The 23,545-nt window shown below is 55.9% G+C and carries 23 protein-coding genes; 7 read left to right on the top strand and 16 right to left on the bottom strand.

Annotation, left to right across the window (positions count from 1 at the left end):
* A partial coding sequence (locus ACR0KW_RS22320) for a hypothetical protein (RefSeq protein WP_480806979.1) occupies positions 1-230 on the top strand: 230 nt, incomplete at its 5' end.
* Between the two features lie 24 nt (positions 231-254).
* Here the strand turns inward: ACR0KW_RS22320 and ACR0KW_RS22325 are convergent.
* The 11 genes from ACR0KW_RS22325 to ACR0KW_RS22375 all read right to left on the bottom strand — a co-directional run bounded on the left by ACR0KW_RS22325 (position 255) and on the right by ACR0KW_RS22375 (position 12,467).
* Complete coding sequence (locus ACR0KW_RS22325; RefSeq protein ID WP_480807011.1) at positions 255-1,367, bottom strand: S-(hydroxymethyl)glutathione dehydrogenase/class III alcohol dehydrogenase; 1,113 nt, start codon at positions 1,365-1,367, stop codon at positions 255-257.
* Positions 1,368-1,485: 118 nt separating this feature from the next.
* Positions 1,486-2,154 carry a glutathione S-transferase family protein gene (locus tag ACR0KW_RS22330; protein WP_480806980.1) on the bottom strand — a complete coding sequence of 223 codons (669 nt, stop codon included), beginning with the start codon at positions 2,152-2,154 and terminating at the stop codon, positions 1,486-1,488.
* Between the two features lie 8 nt (positions 2,155-2,162).
* The gene (locus ACR0KW_RS22335; RefSeq protein ID WP_480806981.1) at positions 2,163-3,890 is read right to left on the bottom strand and encodes a Rieske 2Fe-2S domain-containing protein; all 1,728 of its coding nucleotides are present in this window, start codon (positions 3,888-3,890) and stop codon (positions 2,163-2,165) included.
* A 22-nt stretch (positions 3,891-3,912) separates the two neighbouring features.
* Positions 3,913-4,770, bottom strand: a complete 858-nt coding sequence (locus ACR0KW_RS22340; RefSeq protein WP_480806982.1) for an aromatic ring-hydroxylating dioxygenase subunit alpha — start codon at positions 4,768-4,770, stop codon at positions 3,913-3,915.
* A 25-nt stretch (positions 4,771-4,795) separates the two neighbouring features.
* Positions 4,796-5,704: an aromatic ring-hydroxylating oxygenase subunit alpha gene (locus ACR0KW_RS22345; RefSeq protein ID WP_480806983.1), complete on the bottom strand. Its 909-nt coding sequence runs from the start codon at positions 5,702-5,704 to the stop codon at positions 4,796-4,798.
* Between the two features lie 21 nt (positions 5,705-5,725).
* Positions 5,726-6,655 carry an ABC transporter permease gene (locus ACR0KW_RS22350; protein WP_480806984.1) on the bottom strand — a complete coding sequence of 310 codons (930 nt, stop codon included), beginning with the start codon at positions 6,653-6,655 and terminating at the stop codon, positions 5,726-5,728.
* A complete protein-coding gene (locus ACR0KW_RS22355; RefSeq protein ID WP_480806985.1) occupies positions 6,648-7,763 on the bottom strand; it encodes an ABC transporter permease in 1,116 nt (371 codons plus the stop codon). The genes ACR0KW_RS22350 and ACR0KW_RS22355 overlap by 8 nt, the downstream gene beginning before the upstream one ends.
* On the bottom strand, positions 7,760-9,286 hold the full coding sequence (locus tag ACR0KW_RS22360; RefSeq protein ID WP_480806986.1) for an ABC transporter ATP-binding protein: 1,527 nt from the start codon (positions 9,284-9,286) through the stop codon (positions 7,760-7,762). Before ACR0KW_RS22360 ends, ACR0KW_RS22355 begins: the two co-directional genes overlap by 4 nt.
* Before the next feature lie 87 nt (positions 9,287-9,373).
* Complete coding sequence (locus ACR0KW_RS22365) at positions 9,374-10,405, bottom strand: BMP family lipoprotein (protein ID WP_480806987.1); 1,032 nt, start codon at positions 10,403-10,405, stop codon at positions 9,374-9,376.
* 28 nt (positions 10,406-10,433) lie between these two features.
* Positions 10,434-11,396 (bottom strand): PDR/VanB family oxidoreductase, encoded by a 963-nt coding sequence (locus ACR0KW_RS22370; protein ID WP_480806988.1) that lies wholly within the window; start codon positions 11,394-11,396, stop codon positions 10,434-10,436.
* A gap of 15 nt (positions 11,397-11,411) precedes the next feature.
* Entirely contained in the window at positions 11,412-12,467 is a 1,056-nt protein-coding gene (locus ACR0KW_RS22375) for a Rieske 2Fe-2S domain-containing protein (protein WP_480806989.1), read from the bottom strand.
* 229 nt (positions 12,468-12,696) lie between these two features.
* Here ACR0KW_RS22375 and ACR0KW_RS22380 point away from each other — a divergent pair, with 229 nt between their 5' ends.
* Complete coding sequence (locus ACR0KW_RS22380; RefSeq protein ID WP_480806990.1) at positions 12,697-13,536, top strand: helix-turn-helix domain-containing protein; 840 nt, start codon at positions 12,697-12,699, stop codon at positions 13,534-13,536.
* Between the two features lie 229 nt (positions 13,537-13,765).
* Here ACR0KW_RS22380 and ACR0KW_RS22385 read toward each other — a convergent pair whose 3' ends face one another.
* Both ACR0KW_RS22385 and ACR0KW_RS22390 read right to left on the bottom strand, forming a co-directional pair.
* Complete coding sequence (locus ACR0KW_RS22385; protein ID WP_480806991.1) at positions 13,766-15,664, bottom strand: adenylate/guanylate cyclase domain-containing protein; 1,899 nt, start codon at positions 15,662-15,664, stop codon at positions 13,766-13,768.
* Between the two features lie 414 nt (positions 15,665-16,078).
* A complete protein-coding gene (locus tag ACR0KW_RS22390) occupies positions 16,079-16,963 on the bottom strand; it encodes a LysR family transcriptional regulator (RefSeq protein WP_480806992.1) in 885 nt (294 codons plus the stop codon).
* Between the two features lie 83 nt (positions 16,964-17,046).
* Between ACR0KW_RS22390 and ACR0KW_RS22395 the strand changes: the two genes are divergently transcribed.
* Entirely contained in the window at positions 17,047-17,532 is a 486-nt protein-coding gene (locus tag ACR0KW_RS22395) for a luciferase domain-containing protein (protein ID WP_480806993.1), read from the top strand.
* A gap of 38 nt (positions 17,533-17,570) precedes the next feature.
* Complete coding sequence (locus ACR0KW_RS22400; protein ID WP_480806994.1) at positions 17,571-18,173, top strand: short chain dehydrogenase; 603 nt, start codon at positions 17,571-17,573, stop codon at positions 18,171-18,173.
* A 282-nt stretch (positions 18,174-18,455) separates the two neighbouring features.
* On the opposite strand, the gene ACR0KW_RS22405 is transcribed toward ACR0KW_RS22400, so the two are convergent.
* Positions 18,456-19,088: a tyrosine-type recombinase/integrase gene (locus ACR0KW_RS22405; RefSeq protein WP_480806995.1), complete on the bottom strand. Its 633-nt coding sequence runs from the start codon at positions 19,086-19,088 to the stop codon at positions 18,456-18,458.
* A 227-nt stretch (positions 19,089-19,315) separates the two neighbouring features.
* Here ACR0KW_RS22405 and ACR0KW_RS22410 point away from each other — a divergent pair, with 227 nt between their 5' ends.
* Together ACR0KW_RS22410 and ACR0KW_RS22415 are read left to right on the top strand one after the other, a co-directional pair.
* Positions 19,316-19,936 carry a sulfotransferase family protein gene (locus ACR0KW_RS22410; RefSeq protein ID WP_480806996.1) on the top strand — a complete coding sequence of 207 codons (621 nt, stop codon included), beginning with the start codon at positions 19,316-19,318 and terminating at the stop codon, positions 19,934-19,936.
* Positions 19,937-20,287: 351 nt separating this feature from the next.
* On the top strand, positions 20,288-20,872 hold the full coding sequence (locus ACR0KW_RS22415; protein WP_480806997.1) for a hypothetical protein: 585 nt from the start codon (positions 20,288-20,290) through the stop codon (positions 20,870-20,872).
* A 206-nt stretch (positions 20,873-21,078) separates the two neighbouring features.
* Here ACR0KW_RS22415 and ACR0KW_RS22420 read toward each other — a convergent pair whose 3' ends face one another.
* Positions 21,079-21,465, bottom strand: coding sequence for a hypothetical protein (locus ACR0KW_RS22420; RefSeq protein WP_480806998.1), 387 nt, complete (start codon positions 21,463-21,465; stop codon positions 21,079-21,081).
* A gap of 746 nt (positions 21,466-22,211) precedes the next feature.
* A complete protein-coding gene (locus ACR0KW_RS22425; protein ID WP_480806999.1) occupies positions 22,212-22,445 on the bottom strand; it encodes a hypothetical protein in 234 nt (77 codons plus the stop codon).
* 135 nt (positions 22,446-22,580) lie between these two features.
* On the opposite strand from ACR0KW_RS22425, the gene ACR0KW_RS22430 reads away from it, so the two are divergent.
* A complete protein-coding gene (locus ACR0KW_RS22430; RefSeq protein WP_480807000.1) occupies positions 22,581-23,333 on the top strand; it encodes a Crp/Fnr family transcriptional regulator in 753 nt (250 codons plus the stop codon).
* Positions 23,334-23,545 lie beyond the last annotated feature (212 nt).

The raw sequence follows: 23,545 nt of genomic DNA on the forward strand, positions 1-23,545 counted from the left end.
CTGCCCATTTCAGCAGTTCGCTGAGCTCGCCACCTGACGCACAAGCGGTTGCTGAAACAACTCAACGGGCTCAAATCTTTGCAACAAAACCGCCAATTAGACCCAAGGATACCACAGAACCGGCCTGGGTGTTTTTGGGCTTGCGGTTGTGGGTAGATCCCGAAGGTCTTGCCGCAGCCACAGGCATCCAAAGAGTGCCTGTAAACCACGTTCTTGCCGCCAAAGCATGAGGTACTTTCAAGCAACTCTATCGATCAGAACTCGACCACGGCGCGGATGCTTTCGCCCCTGTGCATCAGGTCGAAGCCGTGATTGATCTCATCCAGTGTCAGCTTATGGGTAATCATAGGGTCGATCTCGATCTTGCCGTCCATGTACCAGTCGACGATCTTCGGCACATCGGTGCGGCCAGATGCGCCGCCAAACGCCGTGCCACGCCAACTGCGGCCCGTGACCAGCTGGAACGGACGGGTCGAGATCTCGGCCCCTGCCGGTGCTACGCCGATGATGATCGATTCACCCCAACCCTTGTGCGCCGCTTCCAGCGCGGTTCGCATGACGCCGACATTCCCCGTGGCATCAAAGGTGTAGTCCGCGCCTCCATTGGTCAATTCGACCAGATGCGCCACCAGATCGCCATCAATCTTCGATGGATTCACGAAATCGGTCATTCCGAACTTCGTCGCCATTTCCGCCTTGCTGTCATTCAGGTCAACGCCGACAATCTGATCCGCGCCGGCAAGCCGAAGGCCCTGGATCACGTTCAGACCAATGCCGCCGAGGCCAAAGACCACCCCGCGCGAACCGATTTCCACCTTGGCAGTGTTTATAACCGCGCCAATTCCCGTCGTCACACCGCAGCCGATATAGCAAACCTTGTCAAAGGGTGCGTCCTTGCGAATCTTGGCCAGAGCGATCTCGGGCACAACGGTGTGGTTGGCGAAGGTTGAGCAACCCATGTAGTGATGGATCGGCGTGCCATCCAGCATCGAGAACCGGGTAGACCCATCTGGCAACAGTCCTTGCCCTTGCGTTGCGCGGATTGACTGGCACAAGTTGGTTTTCGGGTTTAGACAATATTCGCATTCGCGGCATTCGGGTGTGTAAAGCGGGATCACGTGATCACCCACTTCCAGCGAGGTGACGCCCTCGCCCACCTCGATCACCACACCGGCACCTTCGTGGCCCAGAATGGCAGGGAAGATGCCCTCTGGGTCGTCGCCCGAGCGGGTGAATTCATCGGTGTGGCACAGGCCGGTGGCCTTTATTTCAACCAGAACTTCTCCGGCGCGGGGGCCTTCAAGATTCACGTCCATCACTTCAAGCGGCTTGCCGGGGTCAAGGGCGACTGCGGCGCGGGTTCTCATCATGGGTTTGTCCTTACTTGGAATATCATCAAAAAGTGGCGTCCGGTCCAAATGTGTCGCATCCCGGACCGGACGCCGAGATTCGCCGCACGGGTATGCGGCGAAGGGGAGTTTCGGTTTACGCGGCCTGTTCGGCCCCTTTCTCAGGCGCAGGCCCGGCGGGGAACACGCCGGACATCACCACAAAGCCGGGGATCCGTTTGAACCGGTCGCACCAGCGGCGGATCGCCGGGTAATCCATCCGCGATATGCCGCCATCCTCGCTGAGCATGATATAGGGGAAACAGGCGATATCGGCGATGGTCGGATGATCGCCCGGGCAAATCCAATCCTGCCCGTCCAGCTCGGCGAAATACAGGTGTTCGTCGAGGATGCGGAACAGGTTATGAGCCCCCGCCCGGGCCGCGTCGATATCCAGATGGCGGTACAACAGGCTGTCATGCAACCGTGCAGCCGAGGCGGTCGAGGTGATCCCGTCGGCAAAGGCCAGCCATTGCGACACCTGCCCCAGCAGTGCCGGGTCGCCGGTCGGATACCACTTGTCCGAGTTATCGTATTTCGACGCCAAATAAATCAGGATCGCCTGCGCATCGCGCAGCACCAAGCCATCATCGTCGATCACCGGCAGTTGTCCCAGCGGGTTGAGTTTCAGGAACTCTTCGGATTTGTGCTGAAGACCCGGATAGAAGTCGATCTTTTCGGTCTCAAACTCGACGCCCAGAAAGGACATCAGCAGACGCAGCTTGTAGCAGTTGCCCGACAGTTCATAGTCATAAAGCTTGATCATCATGCACCTCAGATATCCAGAATAAGCCGGTCGGATTTGGCCCGGCTGACGCAAGTCATGATCGACTTGCCTTCGGCCTTTTCGCTGTCGGACAGGTAGACGTCCTGATGCAGCACCTCGCCTTCGATCACACCGCAGCGGCAGGTGCCGCAGGCGCCCTGTTCGCAGGAGCTGCCCATGTTGATCCCATTTTCGCGTAGCACCTCAAGAATGGTTTGGCCTGCGGGCACGGTTAGCGTCATGGCCGAGCGGGCGAGATCAATCTCGAAGCCGTTGGAATCGTCCAGTTCGACCGTGTTCTTGAAGTATTCGAAATGCACCGCCTCGTCGGACCAACCGCAATCGGCGGCGACCTGACGGGCCGCTTCCAGCATCGGCCCCGGACCGCAGATATAGATGTGGCGGGCGTGGCCAGGATCGGCCAGAACCTTGCGCAAATTGGCAACGGTTTGGTCCGGGGACAGGCCCTTGTGCAAGTTTGCCGCCTGTTCGAATTCGCCGATGGCCTGTTTAAAGGCCACGTGGTCGTCGGACTGGACGAAATAGTGGAATTCGAACCCCAGATCCTGACTGTTAAGCGTCCGCGCCATCGACAGCAGCGGCGTCACTCCAATGCCCCCGGCGATGAAAATGGTTTGCACCGCATCCCGGCGCAGCGGGAAATTGTTGCGTGGGGCCGAGATCGCCAGAACATCGCCTTTTTGGACGCTGTCATGAATGGCGACCGAACCGCCCCGGCTGTCCGGTTCGCGTTTCACGCCGATGGTGTAGTGATCGGTCTCGCCCGGGCCGTTGGTCAGCGAGTATTGCCGCACCAGCCCGTTCTGGAGATGCACGTCTATATGTGCGCCGGGTTGGAAGGTGGGCAATCGGTTGCCAGTGATCGGCTCCAGCCGCAGACTGACAATCCCTTCGGCCGTCATGCTTTTAGCTGCAACCTGCACACGCAGATCGGCCTTGCGCCCGTCCGTGCTGACGGCTGGGATATCGACCAGATCCTCGGCCACGCGCCTGATCGGTGCTGACATCGGTTCGGGGGCTTCAAGTTGCGCGGCCTGGGCTTCGATCTTCCGACGCAGTGCGCTCAGTGCCTGACTGTGATTACGCAGTAGCGCGACATGTGTTGCACCCTGCGCTGTCTGGTTCGCGAGCCCGCGAATGACGCAGTGATTGCTGTCGCAGGGTTGCACAAACAGCCGAACGGCGCTGCCGTCATCGGCTGTCACCGTGACCGACCCGTCACCGTTGATCGTCCCGGTGCAGTCATCGGAAAAGCTGTAACCGGTCAGCGCCTCGATCACTAAATCACGCGACGCGTTTACCGGGATCGGGCGCAGTACGGTGGCCGCTTCGAACCCGTCCATTGCCGGGATGTCCCCCACCGCCTGTTCGCCGCACCAGACCAGACCATGCGCCTCGTGCGCCGGGTAAGTGTTGTTGCAGATCGTCCGAGCGGGAGCGTCCGCAGGATGCGCCGGGATATAGGTACAGCCCGCCGTGCGGTTGGCGTAGCGCCAGCCGTGATACTGGCATTTCAGCTCGCGCCCGTCATTGATGCCAATCGACAATCGCACACCGCGGTGCAGGCAGCGGTTTTCCCAGATGTTGACATAGCCGTCATCGGCACGCCACACGGCGAATTCCCGCCCCAGCAGCTTGGCCTGATACACATGGCGCAGCGGTAGATCCGAGCTTGAGGCGATCGGGATCCATTGCGAATGAAGTTCCGTAGTCATTTAATGTCCTTTCTGCGCCGGCTCAGGCGACTGCTGGAAGCGTGCCAAAGGTGACCTGATGGTCTCTCAGCCAGCGGCGATAAAGAATGGCGACCTTGTCCGCGCGAATGGGAGTTTCGGCCCGTGGATCAAGCGGCAGCTTGCGCGGTATCTGGTTTTCCAAGATCGGTTTGTCCTGCGCAAAGATCAGCTGCATGAACCAGCGCAGCGTGTCCTCTTCCATCCCGTCCTTGACGTAGCAGAGATAGGGGTGAACGATGCATTCCTCGGGCCCGACCGGCTGCACGAACAGCACGATATAGTCATTGCGGTCAGGATAGGTCGGGTTGGTTTTATACAGCGCCACCGTATAGGGCCGGTAAACGCGATAGGTGTATTCCACCATGATCCCGCCCTCGGCCGTGGGTGAGGCTTGCGGCTGATAGAAGTAGCACTCCGACGCGATGATCTCATCATCTTTGGTCAGTTCCACCTCATAGGGCTGAACCTCGGTATGTGGCTCCTCACCCAGCCAGCCGGTGTGAACAAATGGGAAATGCCCCATGTCCAGAAAGTTCTCGACCACTCGTAGACCCGAAACCTTGACCCCGAATGAACCGCCGCTAACGAGATAGCGGTCAGTTTCAAAAGCCTCGGGCACATGAATGATGTCGCGTTCAGGTGTGCCAAGGCAGGTCCAGATGAACCCGTATTTTTCCTGCAATGGCAGTTTCGGGCCATCTGAAGTGTTGCGCCGGACCGTGATCCTGCCATCCCCATCCCGTGACACATAGACCGGCTCTTCAAACAATACGGTTCGTTGTACGTCGCCAAAAGCCAGCAGGTCAGCCTCGGCAACAACATGCCAGTCGTTCAACAGAATTTTGTTGTCGCAGGTCATGGTATCCTCCGTGGATTTAAATGGTTCAGGGGTTGGAGACCGGGATCACGCCATAGGTCAGGCCCTTGCCACTGAGCCAGCGGCGATAGGCAATGGCGGATTTGTCGGCTCGGATCGGGGTTTCGGCACGTGGGTCCAACGGTAGTCGCTTGGGCACCTGATTTTCGAGGATGGGCTTGTCCTGCCCAAAGATCACCTGCTGGAAATAGCGGATCGACTGATAGGTGTTCTCATCGTCCAGAATGCACATGCCCGTATGCGCCAGAATATTTTCCGGCCCGACCGGCTGAATGAACAGATAGATCGCATCGCGCCGGGTCGGGTCATTCGGGCTGGATTTATACAGAATGGCGCAGTTCGGATGCGGCACGCGATAGGTGTATTCCACGTCTGCGCCCTCGTCCGAGGACAGCGCCGCCTGCGGCTGATAGAACCGGCAGCGCGTGGCCAGAATTTCATCCCGAGTTTCCGAAACCTCGACGTCATATTCCTTGACTTCGGTATGGGGTTCCTCGCCCAGGATACCTGTGTGAACATATGGGAAATGCCCCATATCCAGAAAGTTCTCGACCCCGCGCCCGGCGGAGACATTCACGCCGAACATGCCCGTGGGCACAAAGCGGCGGTCGGTCTCCTGATATTCCGGAAAGGAAAACAGCGGTTCGGGATTGTCGCCCAAGCTGGCCCAAACATAACCATATTCAACTTGAGAATTCACCTTCTTCCCAATCTTGCTCGGATCGAAGGCCATCCCTTCGGCCAGGTCAGCTGTGGGTTCCCAGACATATGCCTGACCATCCGCATCACGCGCAAAGGACAGGGTCTGACCTAGCAAGACTGTGCTGTGAACACTGCCCGCCGTCATCTCGTCGACGGATGAAAGGGGATGCCAGTGCTCCAGAACAACCGGGTCAGTGCATGTTGCGGGTGTCATGAATGCTCTCCTTTTCACGGATCAGCGGAAATACGGGATGCCAAGGCGCTGCGGCTGCCGGGACTGGCGGCGCAGACCCATCAGCAACAGGATCGAGGCGAGGTAAGGCAGAGCCAGGAAGATCTGATGCGGCACGTCGATGCCCAACACCTGAACATGGGTCGCCACGCTTTCCAGCAGGGCAAAAACCAATACGGCGGCCAGCACGCCCTTGGGCATCCAGTTGCCCGCAATCAGCGCCACGATGGCAAGCCAGCCGCGCCCTGCGGTGATGTCGGCCAAGAAGCGGTCCGAGAAACCCAGCATCAGGAAGCCGCCGCCAAGCCCGGTCATCACACTGCCGAATAGAACGGCACCATATTGGCGGGTGGCAACGCTCAGGCCCTTGATGTCCAGCGCCTTGGGGTTTTCACCCAGGCAGCGCAGCTCCAGCCCCCAACGGGTGCGGTAGAGCAGGTACCAAACCGCGGGCACGGCAAGAAAAGCGACATAGGTTAGCAGGCGCTGGTCAAACAGGATTTCTCCGACAATGGGGATTGAGGACAGGATCGGGACCGGGACGTTTTCGAACCCGTCGAATGTCGGCTGTGCGCGGCCCTTGATATACATGCGGAACCAATAGAGCGTCAGCCCCGCGATCAGCAGATTGACGGCGAGCCCGGTGATGAAATGATCCACTCGCATGGTCACGGTCATAAAGGCGATGATCAGCCCGACCAGCGCCCCGGCCACCATAGCCATAAGGACGGCAAACCAGATCGACCCGGTGGCGGTAGCGACGAAGTAGGCGGTGAACGCGCCCATCAGCATCGTGCCCTCCACACCCATATTCCAGATGCCCGCACGTTGCGTCACAAGCTCTCCGATGGCGGCGAACAGTATCGGTGTGGCGATACGAACCATCCCCGCAAGGATGCTGATCAGAATGGTTTGCTGGAACAACTCACCCATCGGTCTGGACCCTCACGATCTTGTAGCGGGCGGCCACGCCGGCACACAGGAAGGTCAGCATCAGAATGCCCTCCATCGCCGGTACAAGCGCCGCCGGAACCTGCGCCAATAGTTTCATGTAAAGCGCGCCGCTGCCGAGCCCGCCAAAGATGATCCCGGCCACCACAGTACCCAGAGGGCGCAGGCCGCCAATCATGCCGATGATGATGCCGGTATAGCCAAGGCCGAACAGCGTATCCGAACGCAGCCGGTGCGCAGTTCCGAAGATTTCCGATACGCCCGCCAGCCCGGCAATCGCGCCGCTGAGGATCATCACCAGCACGATGGTGCGCCCGATATTGGTGCCGCGATAGGCAAGTGCCACCGGGTTGTAGCCCATGGCGCGGATTTCATAGCCCAGCGGGGTCTTGTCCAGAACAACATAGCAGACCAACGCAGCGACAATGGCGAATGCAAAGCCCAGATGCAGCTTGCTGCTGCCGAACAATGCAGGCAATTGAGCGGCCTCGCTGATAGGCGCGGTTTGCTGATAAACGACCGAAGTCGACACCTCGGTCCAGGGACCGCCGCCAATCAGATACGACAGAAGGAACACGATCAGATAGTTCATCATGACGGTCGAGATGATCTCGTTCACGTCGAACCGGTCTTTCAGGATCGCCGCCAGTGCGCCCAGAACCGCCCCGCCGATCATACCGCACAGGATGATCCCGGCGATGTACAAGGCAGGCGGCAGACCAGCCAGCATCAGATAGCCGGTATAGGCCCCCATCGCACCCGCATAGACCTGACCTTCCTGCCCGATGCTCCAGACCTGGGCGCGAAACGCCACGACGGTCGCCAACCCGGTCAGGATCAGCGGCGTCGCCTTGGCCAGAGTTGCGACAAGCGCTTTCTGGCTGCCAAAACCGCCGTTCAGCAAGGCCGAGAATGCCTTGATCACATCCGCGCCGCTGGTCCAGAGCAAAAGTGCCGACAGCATCAGCCCGAACAGGGTCGCCGCCAGATACATGGAGAACGTCCAGATCGGTTTGCGGTTCACGCGGGGTTCGATCCTGATCCGGGTGATTGGGCGTGGTGCCCCGGTATCGCGTTCGATGGAGGTCATTCCGCAGCCTCCTTTCTCTCACCGGCCATTAGCAGGCCAATCTCTTCGATGGATGTGTTTTCGGGGTCGACCACGCCGGTGATCCGGCCACCCGAGATCACCGCGATGCGATCCGAAAGGTTCAGCAGGTCTTCCAGTTCTTCCGAGGCCATCAGCACGGCATAGCCTTCATCGCGTTTTGCGATGATCTGCTTGTAGACATATTCGATCACGCCCAGATCCAGCCCCCGCGTCGGCTGATTGGCCAACAGCAGTTTGTTCGAATGCACGAATTCGCGCGCAAGAATGACTTTTTGCGCGTTGCCGCCAGACAGGTGGTTAACCGGAGTAGTGGCGGATGGCGTCTTGATTTGAAACTCGTCGATCAGACCTTCGGCGATGGTGCCGATCTTTTTCTGGTTCAGAAAAGGCCCCTGGGTGTAGTCGTCATGGCGCTGCCAGCCCAGGATCATGTTTTCCTGAATGTCGAACTCGGGGATCAGCCCTTCGCGGAACCGGTCATCGGGCACCAGACCCACGCCGCGATCCATATAATGGCGCGACGGCAGCCCTTCGATCCGCTCGCCCGCAAGGGTCACGTTGCCGCTTTCGGGGATCAGGATACCCGAAAGGATTTCGAACAACTCCTTCTGTCCGTTGCCGGACACCCCGGCCAGCCCCAGTATCTCGCCCTTGCCGATGGTCAGGCTGATCTGATCCAGCGCCAGATTGTCCCGATCGTCGCGATAGCTCACGTTGTCAACGACCAGAACCGTTTCCATTGCAGCTGTGTCTTCGGCCGAGCGATCCCGGATCACGCGCAATTCGACATCGCGGCCGACCATCATGCGGGTCAGCTCTTTGGGGGTCACGTCGCCGGGCCGGACGGTGTCGACCACCTTGCCCTTGCGCAGGACGGTCACCCGGTCGGATTGCATCACTTCGACCATCTTGTGACTGATCAGCACAATCGACAGGCCGAGTTCCTTCATATGGTTGATGATGCGGAACAGGCGAATGGACTCCTCGGGCGTCAGCACCGCCGAGGGTTCGTCCAAAATCAGAATTTCGGCGCGCAGATACAGCGCCTTAAGAATCTCGACCCATTGCTGCTGCCCAACCGCAAGGTCGCGCACCGTCGCGTTCGGGTCCAGATCGATGTCATATTCCCGGCACAGGACCTCGACCCGGGTGCGGGCCTCGTCCAGATTGAGTTTCCAGCCGTTTTCATGGGTCCCGACAACGATGTTTTCCAAAACGGTGAAATCGGGCACCAATACGAAATGCTGATGCACCATGCCGATCCCGGCATGAATTGCATCGCGTGGCGAGCGGAACTTGACCGGTTCGCCGCGCAGCTCCAGCCCCCCGCCTTCGGGCTGATAGAAACCGAATAGGCAGGATGACAGTGTTGATTTTCCGGCTCCGTTCTCTCCGAACAGGCAGTGAATTTCCCCGGCGACGAGATCGAAGTTCACATCTTCATTCGCGATCACGCCGGGGAACCGCTTAGTCAGGTTCACTGTTCGTAAAATCGGAGACATTGGATTTCCCATCATTTGGGCTGGCTGCCTTGACCTATACCGGCGCAGGCGTTGCACCGGGCGGCGAGTTCACAATCTACAAGCCTTTCAATCGGACTTGGGCGGCGATACGTCCAGTTCGACCGTCAGTGCGCCCGAAGCGATATCGTCCAGTGCGGTCTGAACTTGTGCCTGCACATCGTCCGGCACCTTGTCCGCCAGATCATAGTAGGGAGCGATGCTGGTGCCGCCTTCGGCCATGCCGCGCCAGATGATCTCAGTATTGCCCTCGAATGGCTTGCCATCGGCCTTGTTGGCCCACCATTCATCTACAACCCATTTCACGTCAGGGTCCCAGTTCGCCAGCGAGCTGGACAGGATCGTGGACGGTGAATAGTGATGGTCGTCTCCAAAGTTCGAGAAGCACAGAATACCAGCCTCTTCACAGGGCTGAAAATTTCCAGCCAGCTGGTAAATGATGTCCGCGCCGGTTGAGATTTGCGCCGAGGTCATTTCTGAGGCCTTGCCCGGATCATACCAGCTTTCGATAAAGGCGACCTTTTGCTTGACTTCGGGATTGACTGATTTAGCCCCCGCGAAAAAGGCATTGATCAGGTCGTTAATGTCATCGGCGGGATAGGTGCCAACAACGCCCAACGTGTTGGAACCAGTTAGATTTCCCGCAAGAATTCCCAGCGCATAGGCTGATTCATGCACGCGCTTGTAGACCCAGTACTGGTTGCCGCCCAAGCCTTCATTGCCTGAACCCACCACGACAAACATGATTTCAGGAAACTCATCCTTTAACTTCTTGACCTGATCGGAATAGGTCGAGTGCGCCCAGATGATGTCATACTCACCCGACTCGGCAAACAGGCGCATCGCATCGCCCGCGTCATCACCCCAGAGCGGGTCGGTATACTGCCAGTTGATATCCAGATCATGCGGCTTTTCCGCCTTCACGCGCTCCAGCGACTGGATAAGGGTGCCGTCCCAGCTGGATTCAATACCTGCCGACAATATGACGGCGATGTTCAGATCCTCGGGGTTTTCGGCAGCGGCGAATTGTGTCGAGGCCAGAAAGGTACCCAACCCGAAAGTCAGAGCACTGGCGGATTTCAGAAATGTTCTTTTTCGCATTGCTTTCGTTCCCTGTTGTTTGTGGATGTCATAGATCCAGAACCAGTAGGTCCGAATGCGCCCGTGAACAGCACACCGTCATCTGGTCGTTTTCTGCGTGTTCTTCATCCGTCAGCACGTAGTCCCTGTGATCCGGCGTACCTTCGAGGACTTTGGTAATGCAGGTGCCGCAGATGCCCTGCTCACATGATTTGGGGATGTCGAATCCCATCTCTTCCAGCACATCGATGGCAACCCGGTCCGCCGGGATATCGAATACCTCGCCAGTGCTGGCGACCCTGATTTTGAATGCGCGGTCATCGCCATCCGTTGCAGGCGGGTCGACCGAGAAATACTCGCGATGAACGGCCTCGGACGGCCAGCCTTTGTGGGCCGCGTCCAACACCGCATCCATGAACCCGGTCGGTCCGCATACATACAGGTGCGTTCCTGCGTCCGGAGGCTGGCTCAGCCCCGCGATGACGAATTTTTGGTCCTTGTCCCCGTCATCGAAATGCAGATGCACCCGCTCCGAGAATTCCGAGGCCTGCAGGTCTTCACGAAAAGCCATGCGCTCTTTGGTTCGGGCGCAGTAGTGCAATTCGAAAGACGCACCATTTGCATGCAACGCCTGTGCCATCGACAGGATAGGAGTGATGCCAATGCCGCCTGCTATCAGCAGGGAATGCTCGGCCTTGTCTGACAGAGCAAAATGGTTGCGGGGCTCGCTGATCTCGACCTGCTGCCCAACATCCAGATTGTGAACGGCCTTAGAGCCGCCCCTGCCGTCAGTCTCCCGCAATACACCGAGACAATAGCGGTGCGTCTCGGATGGATCGTTGCACAGGGAATACTGACGGATCACGCCGTCTTTTAAGTGGATATCGATATGGGATCCGGCGGTGAAAGCAGGCAAGGATTTGCCATCCGCCGCCACCAGTTCCAGCCCTGCGATATCCTGGGCCAGAACCGACTTTTCCCTGATTTCCACCTTGATAAGGGCGACCGTCATCGTTGCTCTTTCTGGTTAACTTGCGATCGGAGCGCCAAGGCCGAATTTCTTGACCAGCGCACGTCTGTAATCCATGGAAATGCGGTCCGCAGGAATGTGCATTTCTTCGGTCAGATCCAGTGGCAGATCTTCGGGGTGCTGGCCTTCGACCAGAGGTTTATCCTCTTCGTTGATCTGAGAGGATTCCTTGACCAGATACTCTGCGTCCGGCTCTTCGGTGTTGTCAGTAATGATCTGGAACAGCTTTGATTCATGAGCCGAAACCGGGCAGACCGTGTCTGCAATGATCTGCACGTAATCGCTGTCGATCGGCTTGATATAGATAGCTGTGCTGAACGGGAAGGTCAGTTCATAGGTATAGACCACCTCACGGTCATCGGCCTCCACCCCATCCGGAAAGCGGTTCCCGCCTTCCAGATAAGGCATGTCGAAGGTCAGCCCGTAATCGGTTTTATGAACCTTATACAGCGGCAGCGGCGCGGGGATTTCATTGCCAAAAGTGTCTCCATGCACGAACGGGAAATGGGCCAGATCGTTGAAGTTTTCGACATGTCGGCTGGCTGCGGCCATCCAGGTGCCGGACGGAATGAAGTTCAGCTTGATGTTGGGGTCATCCAACATTTTCCATGTTGGCAGTGTCCAGTTTGGCTCCCCGCTCAGGCAGGCCCACACGATGCCATACCTTTCTTCGCTCAGAACGGAATAAAGACGCATCTTGGGTGGAATCTTCGCATTCTGGTGCGGCATCGAGGGAATCTTGGTGCACTGGCCAGAATGATCGAAACACAGCCCGTGCATCGGACAAACCAAGTTATCGTCGCGAACCCAGCCTGCGCTCAGCCGGGTTCCGCGATGGGGACAGATGTCGTGCGCAACCGACACGCCTTGAGACGTCCGGTAAACGACCAGATCCACATCCAGCAACCGCGCCTTTACAGGTTCATCCTTAATTTCATGCGCATATGCGATGGGATGCCAAAAGTTGCACAGAATGCGCCAATCGTTTTCGTCAAAGGTGCAATTGCGCGGCAAATCACTTGCGAATTTTGAGTGATTTACGGACTGAAACATGGCTGGCACTCCGGGCTGGCGGCTTTTTTCCGCGGTTGGCTGAGGGTGATGACACCCATACTGTGTTTGCTCGAAATCAATAAATACATGACCAAAAATCATCTAAAATTGACTATAATGAAAAAAACCGTCATATTTCATGCATGTTTTCTAAACCAGTAACGCCGCCTGCATTCAGATTGGCAGTTGCATCTTTCTGACCGTTAATCCGAGTCGCGACACCTGACACATGGACCAACTCATCAATCAGATTCGGGGCTACTCTTTCGGGGGGATGACCTATGAAAAGGGCGGCCGCTTCGGCCCGATCATGCGTCCCTATCTCTCGGTGATTGTCATCGAAAGCGGCAGTTGCACAATGCGCTCGGATGCCGGGAGCGTAACCGTCCGGTCCGGTCAGGTTGGTATTCTCGCTGGGCGCAAGCGGTTTGAATTCGACTATCTCAAAGGAGTGAGTACAACCGTTAGCTGGTGCGAGGGATTCCTGCCAGACATAGACCCGCCAACATTCCAGGCGCAGTTCACGCATTTCGAACCGATCCCGATTTCAAAGCGGCTCAAACGGTTGCAACGCATCGGAGTGAGTACCGGACACGCTTCATCGGCCGACCTGAATAGCCTGCGCAACGCAATTGGCCTGTCGGTATTTCGCGCTTTTCTGCTGGAAGCGCGTCAGGATCAGTCCGAAAAGAAAATGCCTGTGCGTATTTTAATGGCCAAACGATTCATGGAAGACAATATCAGCGACGAAACCGTCGAGGTAAATTCCGTAGCACGACATGTTGAAATGTCTCCGCAGCACCTGATTGCGTCCTTCAAGACGACCATGGGAATTACGCCGGGCAAATATCTCTGGCAGATACGCGCGGCCAGAGCACGGCAATTGTTGGTTCACACGCGCCTCAGTCACGCGCAAATCGCATTTGAGTGCGGATTCAAAAGCGTGTCCCATTTTTCCAGAAGCCTGAAAGCGCGATTTGGCATTACCCCCAGTCAAATTCGCCGCGAGATGGGATTTGTACAGTCAAGTGAAATGGATAGTTCTGTCGAAGAGTTCTTTTTTGATTGACCAGAGTGTCCGTCTTCAGAGTTTTTCGGAAAGGGTTGGTGTTTTCGTAACGGAGGCTCTGGTTCGGTTTTCGTTTGAGTTTATCCAACGAAGGTTGCTGGTAAGTTCTATTTGCGATCATTTCGATCGTAGTGGTGTTTCCAGGCAAGAATGCAAATGCGGACGTTCCATAGGGATTTGTTCTGCACGTACCCGGAACAGGTTGTTGCCGCCGCTGACTTGCCCGCAACTACTCAGTTGTTCCTTCAGGCAACCCGGCTTTCCGCAATCCGTCAAGATAGCGCTCCAAATCGCCTGTGTTCTTAAAATAGGGCAGGTTCTCTCGAAGTTGAGCGATTGTTAAATGAGGCAGCAATTCCAAAAGCTTTCCGCGAGCGGCTTCTGCTTCTGCAAACTGCCCCAAATTTCCTGCACTCGCGGCCAGCGTACGATACCCGCCCGGAAACTGAGGGTTTACTTCAACGGCTTTTCTCGCCCACCCGACAGCTTCCTCATCCAAGCCAGCCACAAAAGCGGCAATTGCCAAATAGCCATACCAGGTCGCGATATGAACGTCGCGCGGGCTTAGACGAAATGCGGCTTCATACTGTTCGAGCGCCGCATCATATTTGCCCGCAACCCCGAGAGCGGCCCCTAATAGAGCAAGGTTTTCAGCTTCTTTCGGGTTGGCGGCGACGGCACGCTCGTAGTACCCGAGCGCGGCATCGTGGTTGTTCGAAAAGAAGTGGACGAGCCCTATCGACCTGAGCGCTTGAGAATCCTGACTATCCAACGCGAGACCACGTTCGGCGCTGAGGAGGGCCTCCTGAAACGACCCTTCTCGCGACTCGCTCCAGCCAAAAAAGCCGTCCATCAGATACGTCACAGCCAAAACACTATGAGAGTTTGCCTGGTTCGGTTCTAAGTCGATGGCTTGACGCAGAAACCGTTGCGCTTTGGCATTGTCGTCTTTGGTATAGCGCAGTAAGTGCCAGTAGCCGCGCATGAAGGCGTCCCAAGCATCGAGATTGCGCGTTTCCATTCGCTGAGCGCGCTTAAGTTCTGCGGAAAGGTATTCGGGGGCGACCGATGTGACGATACGCTGGGTGATCTCGTCCTGGACTTGAAAGATGTCGCGTAGCTCCCGGTTGTATCGCTCCGCCCATATGTGTTTGTCCGCGAGCGCGTCGACAAACCGGGCTGTGATTCGGAGACTGTCGCCGGATTTTCGGACGCTGCCCTCCAGAATGTACTGAACTCCAAGTTCGCGTGCGGCATCCTTAATGTCCACAGAGACGTCCTTGTACGCAAAGCTGGAGTTGCGACTGATGACAAAGAAAAGCCCGAAATCAGAAAGATCCGATATGATGTCCTCAGTCATCCCGTCCGCGAAATACTCCTGCTCGATGTCGCCGCTCATGTTTGCGAAGGGCAGCACCGCAATTGACGGTTTATCAGGTAGAGGCGGTGCCGAGTTTGCAACAGGCACCTGTCCTTGATTGTACGCCCACGGTTTTTGCCACGCGAGACCTAACGCCCCACCAATAAGCGCCAGGATGGCGACGGTAAATGCCGCGGGGAGCCAGCGCGCCAATGTCGGCCTGGCCGCGCCAATGACCTTTCCTGCATCTTCCGGTTCCAAGAGAACTCGGTATGCGCGCACCGGCTCTGTAATGTTCTTGACCTTTAGCGCGCCGAGTGACTCGAAACCGGCACCAAGTTTCGTTTTGACCTGGTCGAATGCTGTTCCCGAGATGCAGATGCCGCCTGGGTCAGCCAAGGCCTCCAGACGTGCGGCGATGTTGACTCCGTCGCCGTAGATGTCGTCGTCTTCGACGACTACGTCGCCGAGATTGATTCCCATACGAAATTCGATGCGGTCGTCCACTGTGAGACCGGCATTGTAGGCAGCGACATCGCGCTGGACCGTCACGGCGCAACTTATGGCCTCGACGACGCTCGCAAATTCAACGAGCGCGCCGTCCCCCATGAGCTTAACAACGCGACCACCATGATCGGCGATCTCCGGGTGGATGATTTCGCTGCGCAATTCCTTGAGGCGGGTGACAGTTCCTTCCTCGTTGGCCTCAGTCAGACGGCTGAAGCCAACAACGTCGGCTGCGAGTATGGCGGCTAGGCGGCGCTCCATCGACCACCCTCCCTAACCAAAAATTCTAACGTATTAGCCTCGAAGAATCCATTGTCGGTGATATTTTTGGCTGCATGACAAACGTCTGATCTCCGAAATTTCCACAGCAATTGTTTATAGTCACGATAGAAAGTCGTGGCAGGGAAGCTCGAACTGGCTTTTCGGCGTCCAAGGCCCCTTTTGTTGCGCACATTCGGCCTTGGGTAACTCTTAGATATCGTACGTGCAGCGAATGGCAGCTTCGGTGAAGCAGCACTGTGGCACCGCCTGGCAAGATGAATGACTGGTTTGGGCCGGCCGATTCGAGCGGCAGACTGTTTTTTTTGGACACCCTGGTTGTTCGTCTGCCGGTCTGGAAACCAGTGTTCCGAATGCAGTGACACAGTAGTATGCGGTCTTGCCAGGGACTGTTGTTCAACAGAAGCCCTTGATACCGTCCCGGAACTTCGACGTTGCAAATTCGAAGAACGCATGAACGCGCGCGCTTCGGCGGATATCGGGATGTGCCAGCATCCACAGGCTGGAGTCGAACTTTTCTTCAGGCTCACGAATGCGGACCAACTCCAGACAACTCTCACCAAGGTAGCAGGGCAACACGGCTATCCCGAGCTTGGCTCGCACCAGTTCGAATACACCCATCAGCGAATTGGAATAGGTTGCCGGGGTTTCTGGGGGTTTAAAAATTTCCGTCGTCCTGCTCATCGCCGATGGATTGACGCTATCGTTCATTCTGATCCAGCGTTGTTCGCTCTCTGGCAAGTTCTGGCATGTGTTCAGATAATCCCTGTGCGAATAGGCTGCGAAACTCAGCGATGCGAGATTGCGGCCAATCCAATGCTCCGGCGGATTGTGTGTTGGGCGTAACGCGATATCTGCGTCCCGCTGCATCAGATCCAGCGGCTGAGTGCCTGACAAGAGCCGCAATTCGACATCCGGAAATTGGTTCTGAAATACCGTAAACAACGACGCCAGAGTATAGAGCAGTGAATCTGTCGTGGTGACGGTCAATACGCCTTCCAGGCGCAAGTCTCGCCCGCCAAGCTCCCGTTGAATACTGTTCATGCCGTCGCGAAGCTGTAGGCCATTGCGATAGAAGTGCTCGCCGGCGGCAGTCATCACGTAGCCGTGGCTCAACCTCTCAAACAGCCGGACGCCCAATCTCTCCTCGACTCCCTCAATCCGGCGAAAAACGGTGGAATGGTTAACCCCAAGTTGCCGCGCAGCGCCGGACAAGCTTCCTGCCTCGCAGACCGCCAGTACAAAGGGGACATCGCTCCAGTCCAATGTTTGTGCATTCATGCAAAGCCTCCTTGCAGACATCGTGAATTACCTTGCGGGAGTTATCAACCTAAGTTTGTCCTGCATCGAATTGGAGAAACGCCATGAGCCGGACACTGAACCTCCCACAGCGGATAGGCCCGCGACCTCGGACCACTCATGGGCTGCCGCATGCCCAGGTCACGCAGCATGGGCCGGATCGCATAATTGGCCAGTTGCGCCAATGGGCGTTTACCCTTCCCGGCGTCGAAAATCACCCCAGCCTGGTGTCTGTCCCCGGTGCCAGGGCGATGGTCATTCATGACTGTGCTGGCTGTAACCATGACGCCTTTATGGCTGGGCGCGAGTTTGCACATATACACCCTCATCCTGACAACGGCAGCATGCATGTCCAGTTGCCACACAACGACGCTTTTGAAGTCGTGGAAAAGGGATGGGGTGAGCATCACACGCTCGTACTGAAAGGCTTCCGCCCAGTTGGTCTGGTGATGGTGTTTTCACCGCGCGACGAGGCCGAGCTTGAAACTGCCAAGACTGTCATTCGGCGATCCTACGAGTATGCGACCGGCACACGCCCTGTGGCTGCATGACCGGACAGATTTGAACCCAAACAAACTGGAGAAACAGGATGAATATTCTGGTTGTTGGTGCGACGGGCACCATTGGAAAAGCGGTTGCAGATGCTTTGGCCGAGCGCCATACGGTCATCCGCGCCGGATACAAAGATGGAGACGTCTCCGTCGATCTTGGCTCTAAAGCTTCGATTGAAGAAATGTACAAGGCCATCGGGCAAGTAGACGCGGTTGTCAGCACGGCCGGACTGGCGGGGTTTGCCCCTTTCAGCGAGTTGGATGATGCCGCTTACGATCTTGCGCTTCAGAACAAACTGATGGGCCAGATCAACCTTGTACGGATCGGGCAAGAACATATCAGCGACGGGGGCTCCTTTACGCTGACGGCTGGTATTCTGTCGCGCGACCCAATGCCTGGATCTGTTGTGATCAGTCTGGCGAACGGAGCACTGGAGTCCTTTGCAAAAGCAGCCGCCCTCGAACTTGGCCGTGGCCTGAGAGTAAATGCAGTCAGCCCAGTATTCGTCAAAGAGACGATGGAAATGATGGGAATGGATCCAAGCTCAGGACTCTCGGCTGCTGACACCGCCAAGGCCTATCTCGCCGCCGTCGAGGGTGACCTAAATGGAGCCACATTGGATGCGCCCGACTACGCGTAGTTCTTGTAGGTGAGAAGGTCCTGTTTTTCAGGCATATTGAATGGTCATTGCAGTCGCCAGTGCAGCTGCGTTGACCCCTTTCTCACGGGCCTCGGCACAAGGTGCCCTTCAAAAGCTGCCTCACCTCGAGCCTCAATTTCGCATAGAGTCGGCCTTGCAGTTATTGATCGATTAGAATTGCTTCCCGGAGTTCAGACGGCCGCTTTAGCGAAGCTGCACTGCGGCATCTAAAGAGGCGGCCAAAGGCCGGTTAGGGCCGCCCGTTAAGGCGACCCATTAGCACTATATCTCAATGGCTTCGGCGATAGCCAAGGCATCTTCGAGTTCGACGCCGAGATACCGGACTGTACTGTCCATCTTGGTATGGCCTAGCAAGAGCTGGACCGCTCTGAGGTTGCCAGTTTTCTTGTAGATTTGGGTGACTTTCGTGCGCCTCATTGAATGGGTTCCATATGCGCTTGCTTCAAGGCCGATAGATGTAACCCAATCTCGAACAATTCGCGCATATTGACGCGTCGAGATATGCAACCTTTCGTGGAATCTGCCAGGCCTAAGGTATTCTGCACCGACCATGAGTTCATCTTCCATCCATTTCTCAACAGAGGCACGAGTGCCCTCGGATATCTCGAAGCGCACAGGTTTCTGCGTCTTGCTCTGCAGTACTGAAGCGCGTTCCTTGATCTGACCCGATGACATGATATCGACAACCTTAATCTTAACCAGATCACAGCCGCGAAGCTTGCTGTCGATTGCCATGTTGAAAAGCGCAAGATCGCGATGGTTGTCGGCAAGCTCGAGGCGAACTCGAATCGCCCAGACATGTTTTGGTTTCAGCGGGCGCTTTTGACCAACGATACGGCCTTTGTTCCAGGCTGGGCGAAGCGCGCGAATGGCAGGTAAGTTTGGTGTTTCCATGATTGATCCTCCGATCCGCCATGCCCACCCACAACGACAACCCGACGTTGACGCGGTCCAATATCACGGGATGCTGCGATTGCTCCGAGGTCCTCTCAGAGCCCGAAGAAGACATCAAAACAAGCTGTCAATCTCCAAACTTGAACATATTGGTGACAGTAGACAAAATGCTGGGTTTATTGTTAGCTCATCGCATTCAGACAGAACTAAATTCTTAGGAGATTCATTTGCCACTTTCAGTTATTGGCGCAGGATTCGGTCGCACAGGCACCGAGTCGCTTAAGAAGGCCCTTGAAATTTTGGGGTTGGGACCTTGCTACCATATGCTCGAAGTGCTGCCCCATGCTGAGCGAGTAGCGGTTTGGCGCTCCGCCGCCGGAGGGGACACACCAGATTGGGATCAGGTCTTCGCGGAACATAATGCAACCGTTGACTGGCCCGGCGCCTATTTTTGGAGAGAATTGAGCGCGCACTTCCCGAAAGCGAAGATCATCCTCTCCGTACGCGATGCCGACGCATGGTACGAAAGCATGGATAAGACGATATTACCGATATTGCGGAATAGCGAAGACGCCGACTCAATTGGGATTAAGTTAATCGCCGATGGCGTGTTCGGCGGTAATATCGCCGACCGAGATCATATGATTTCTGTTTACGAAAAGAATATTTTGGATGTTCAAGCAGAGTTCGGGAAAGACAGACTTCTGACTTATGAGCTTGGTAGCGGGTGGGAACCTCTATGCGAATTTCTGGATCGCCCAATCCCCGACCAACCCTATCCACACGGCAATTCAACCGCCGAATTTCAGGGAAATGTCGACGCTGTCACTGACGCTCCTTCGGGCTGAAACTCTTTGCGCTCCCAAACGCTCAGCTATTCCACTAGCCGCCAGTTGAAGTCCGGTGTTGAATTTGGCGCGGTAGGCAACACAAGAGCGTAAATTGTGAACATAGAAGAACGGCAGGTTTGTCAGCACAGTCGCCATTTGGGTCGGGCAACGACCGTGTTTTCGTCTGCCGCGCTCCTGCAGGTCCGGCTTGAGCCCTGACCTGTCATTGGCCACACTTTGGTCATTTGCAAGCGCGGCACGCCGCCAACCGCGCAAACCGGACATTCCCACGCGCTTCTCAGATGGCAGAGAAGCGGACTTTTCTGCCGTTCTCTGCGGGGGCACCATTTGGAGCAAGGCTGGGGATAAATGGCCACAAAGCTGCCTTTCGCCGCGTTTGCAGCACCAAGCACCACGAATGACAGCAACGCGCAGGAAGCGGGCCTTAAATCTAAGATGCAGTGTTTTGGAGCCTTGGACAGCTGCTATGCGGACAAAGCTGTAATTCCCGTCGGCCTTCTTTTTTTTGCTTCTGCATTCATTTACGGTCGAAGAATGGACAACGAAGTGCTTCGATACACCAGCCCCGACGGTCAGCAATCCCTGATTTTGGATGACGATGGCAAAACGGGTTATGCCTACCTGCTTGATGAAAACGGGAAAGTTACGGCGGACTGCTGGCTATACAACCGCAGAGCAGCACCCGTTGAGAATGAATGGAAGTTTTCTAAAAACATGCCATTTGCAAACTCTGCCGAATACGTGAAGCCTGAATTTTCCGGCGGCTTCAATCCGCCCAAAAGTGATGACGAATTGAGTGTGGGCTGGTTCGAACAAGGCGCGGAACTGTTCATTCAAGACCGTTTGTTCGCACGTCTCGTCGCCGGGTCAAAACCGGGTTGGTCACGCTTAGCCGCAAAAGACGGGCCTCTAGCACTTATGCTGTCCGATTGAACAGTTTGGGCTCAGACCGGTCATCTGACGGTTTCAGTAGGTCATTGAGTCGGTTCAATCGGCATCAAGGTCAGCAACGCGGACAAAGCTGACTTTCGCTGCGGGGGTTAAGCCAACGGCTTGAGCTCAAGCCGTCATTGAATTCCAGAGCCGAAGAATTCACTTGGCGAACCCCAATGCGGACCTTTGGAAATGCTGAAGGGTCCTTATTGTTGAAGCCTACGTAGCCTCTGCCATGCCGACAAAGCCGCTATTCCAAACGCGGCGGAGGCAATCAACGGAATGACTCGAATGATCTCACGTCCCAACCCGAACAACGCAAGAATTAGACAAGCAATTGAGCATATCCAAATGCCGAAACGAGCGTTTGCAGCGTTCTCACCTACACCGCGTCCCCAGAACTCGATCCAAAGATCAATCGCTGTCTGGTCATCAATTTTCCAAATGCGGCGAGAGATCATCGCAGAAAAAAGAACGCCAGAAACAGCACCCAGTACAGCAGCTGTCAGCGCGTCGTTTTGATAAACGAACCACGCCGTAACACAAGAGTTGAAGGCCAAAGCACCCCATGGGGATACGCTCTTCCACTTCATTCAGTAAACTCTCCTACTAGTTTTCTACTGCACAGCGAAGTGCATTGATGTGCGCGCTGATCTCTTGTGCTAGGATATCGACTCCGCCGCCTTGCTAGATCAATTTGAAAGTGATGTCACCCTCAACGGGAGCTTAGGGCTCGCAGCGGCCGTTCTCTACGGTGGGTGTCGACGGGTAATAGGAGCCCATTGCTGCCGTCGACCGAGCTTCGGTCTTTTGCATGTGCGGCACGTAGCGAACCGCACATTCCGGACGTTCAAAGTCCGGTGTCGGATGGCCGATAAGCGGACAAAGCGGACTTGTGCGATTGCGGCAATTGCTGACGCAGCATTGATTTGCTGTCGCAGCACATTCATCGCTGCGTTGCAGCTGTTGTCGCCAGACCGGTCATTCAAAGCTATGATGATGCGATACTATCAAACTGTAGTTTCGCGGCACATAGGATCAGCAACTTAGACGCCGAACAAAGCCAACGTTTGCGTTGTCGCAGGCAGTGCAGCAGGACAGGCCATGCGGGCCTTCAGCCAGTAAGCAAATTCTCGTTGTGGCTCATGCAGGTCGGCGGGGAAGAGGGAGTAAGTCGCGGTCGTGGAATTTTTCATTAAGTCGAGATATTGCAGAGATTGGAACTTCGGTTCTTGCTTCGTGTTTGAATTGATCGGGAACGAGGCACCAATAGTACTTCTATTTGCTGTTATGCTTTTTTGACGAGTGTAATCTTGTTTTTCTGACACAGAAATTGACGTTACTGCCGAACGCGATAGCCGGAAGCAATGATCTGGTTTATCAGAACAGCGACGGCCTGGTGCATATCCTTTTCATCGTTATTGCCGACCGCTGCTTCGTGGGCAGCGGCTGCGTCACGTAGAACTCCCACAATCTCATGTTCGGGGAGGAGCTCACGATCTTTAATTGCAAGCAAAAGCGCTTCACAAATTGAGAGTGCGGCCATTCCTGAGTGGTCTTGCCGGTCAGCCATGGTAGACGTCCTTTTTTAACAGGCGTCCAAGCAAGGAAGCGCCACGATGAATTGCACCATACTGGCATGGATTGCTGTATACTTAACTGATCGAAAGCAGTCTTGGCGTCGGATAGTTTCGCGGGCTGCGCATCGATGAAGGAAAAACATTTGCGCGCTATCCAAAACAGTCCGCTCACCCGAAAGCTCTCAAACTTCGTCGCTCTGACTGAGGTTGAACTTGCAGTATTAGCACGCCTGCACAAGCGTCGCAGAACCTTTGAAATGGGACGTGACCTTGTGCATCAAGGGCAGTCAGAGCAGGCTGCCTACATTTTGGCCTCGGGCTGGGTTTGTTCCTACAAAACGCAGACTGACGGGTCGCGTCAGATCGTCGATTTCCAAGTGCCGGGTGACTTTCTGGGCTTGCGGAGCGTTCTGCTGCACACCTCGGATCACAGCATAGAACCAATCATGGAAATCCAAGCCATTGAAGTAGTAGTGGATGATCTCCTGGAAGCATTTGCGCAAACGCCCCGGCTGGCGACAGCAATTCTTTGGGCGGTATCTCGAGATGAAGCGATGGTGGTTGAGCACCTGGTCAACATAGGACGGCGAGATGCGGGTGAGCGCATGGCGCATTTTCTATTGGAACTTGGTGTGAGGCTGACTCAGGTCGGGATGGCAAGCAAGATGGGATACGCCTGCCCTCTGACACAATACCACCTTGCCGATACGCTGGGACTGAGTGCCGTACATGTTAATCGTGTCCTACGGCAACTGCGGGAAAAGGGGCTGGTTACTTTTCAATCCGGGCAAGTGGTATTTGATGATTATGACGGACTGGTGACGTTGGCCGGTTTTGACCCCACTTATCTGGATCAGGCCGGGCCACTGTTGAAGCAATAAGTTCACCCCTTCAGCGATGCCGGGATTTTGATAATAGTTGCCTGGTTAGAGACGCCATTCGCTTCGGCAGATTTGGGATTTCACCGAAAAAGAAGCGCAAGATAAATACAGTCCGATTGCGGTACTGGATTTCCTGCGCTTCTCAAATACTCGTTAAGAACACGCCAGCAAATATCCCGCCAACACACATCACGTTGCCGGAATCCAAACAT

The organism is Ruegeria sp. CG11 (genome assembly GCF_056537245.1).

What these genes read in the sequence shown, in the direction of transcription:
- ACR0KW_RS22365 (WP_480806987.1), bottom strand. Translation starts at nt 10,405, where the DNA reads ATGCGAAAAAGAACATTTCTGAAATCCGCCAGTGCTCTGACTTTCGGG.
- ACR0KW_RS22415 (WP_480806997.1), top strand. Translation starts at nt 20,288, where the DNA reads ATGGCCACAAAGCTGCCTTTCGCCGCGTTTGCAGCACCAAGCACCACG.
- ACR0KW_RS22340 (WP_480806982.1), bottom strand. Translation starts at nt 4,770, where the DNA reads ATGACCTGCGACAACAAAATTCTGTTGAACGACTGGCATGTTGTTGCC.
- ACR0KW_RS22325 (WP_480807011.1), bottom strand. Translation starts at nt 1,367, where the DNA reads ATGAGAACCCGCGCCGCAGTCGCCCTTGACCCCGGCAAGCCGCTTGAA.
- ACR0KW_RS22335 (WP_480806981.1), bottom strand. Translation starts at nt 3,890, where the DNA reads ATGACTACGGAACTTCATTCGCAATGGATCCCGATCGCCTCAAGCTCG.
- ACR0KW_RS22380 (WP_480806990.1), top strand. Translation starts at nt 12,697, where the DNA reads ATGGACCAACTCATCAATCAGATTCGGGGCTACTCTTTCGGGGGGATG.
- ACR0KW_RS22330 (WP_480806980.1), bottom strand. Translation starts at nt 2,154, where the DNA reads ATGATCAAGCTTTATGACTATGAACTGTCGGGCAACTGCTACAAGCTG.
- ACR0KW_RS22390 (WP_480806992.1), bottom strand. Translation starts at nt 16,963, where the DNA reads ATGAATGCACAAACATTGGACTGGAGCGATGTCCCCTTTGTACTGGCG.
- ACR0KW_RS22395 (WP_480806993.1), top strand. Translation starts at nt 17,047, where the DNA reads ATGAGCCGGACACTGAACCTCCCACAGCGGATAGGCCCGCGACCTCGG.
- ACR0KW_RS22375 (WP_480806989.1), bottom strand. Translation starts at nt 12,467, where the DNA reads ATGTTTCAGTCCGTAAATCACTCAAAATTCGCAAGTGATTTGCCGCGC.
- ACR0KW_RS22425 (WP_480806999.1), bottom strand. Translation starts at nt 22,445, where the DNA reads ATGGCTGACCGGCAAGACCACTCAGGAATGGCCGCACTCTCAATTTGT.
- ACR0KW_RS22360 (WP_480806986.1), bottom strand. Translation starts at nt 9,286, where the DNA reads ATGTCTCCGATTTTACGAACAGTGAACCTGACTAAGCGGTTCCCCGGC.
- ACR0KW_RS22385 (WP_480806991.1), bottom strand. Translation starts at nt 15,664, where the DNA reads ATGGAGCGCCGCCTAGCCGCCATACTCGCAGCCGACGTTGTTGGCTTC.
- ACR0KW_RS22345 (WP_480806983.1), bottom strand. Translation starts at nt 5,704, where the DNA reads ATGACACCCGCAACATGCACTGACCCGGTTGTTCTGGAGCACTGGCAT.
- ACR0KW_RS22355 (WP_480806985.1), bottom strand. Translation starts at nt 7,763, where the DNA reads ATGACCTCCATCGAACGCGATACCGGGGCACCACGCCCAATCACCCGG.
- ACR0KW_RS22350 (WP_480806984.1), bottom strand. Translation starts at nt 6,655, where the DNA reads ATGGGTGAGTTGTTCCAGCAAACCATTCTGATCAGCATCCTTGCGGGG.
- ACR0KW_RS22430 (WP_480807000.1), top strand. Translation starts at nt 22,581, where the DNA reads ATGAAGGAAAAACATTTGCGCGCTATCCAAAACAGTCCGCTCACCCGA.
- ACR0KW_RS22420 (WP_480806998.1), bottom strand. Translation starts at nt 21,465, where the DNA reads ATGAAGTGGAAGAGCGTATCCCCATGGGGTGCTTTGGCCTTCAACTCT.
- ACR0KW_RS22370 (WP_480806988.1), bottom strand. Translation starts at nt 11,396, where the DNA reads ATGACGGTCGCCCTTATCAAGGTGGAAATCAGGGAAAAGTCGGTTCTG.
- ACR0KW_RS22400 (WP_480806994.1), top strand. Translation starts at nt 17,571, where the DNA reads ATGAATATTCTGGTTGTTGGTGCGACGGGCACCATTGGAAAAGCGGTT.
- ACR0KW_RS22405 (WP_480806995.1), bottom strand. Translation starts at nt 19,088, where the DNA reads ATGGAAACACCAAACTTACCTGCCATTCGCGCGCTTCGCCCAGCCTGG.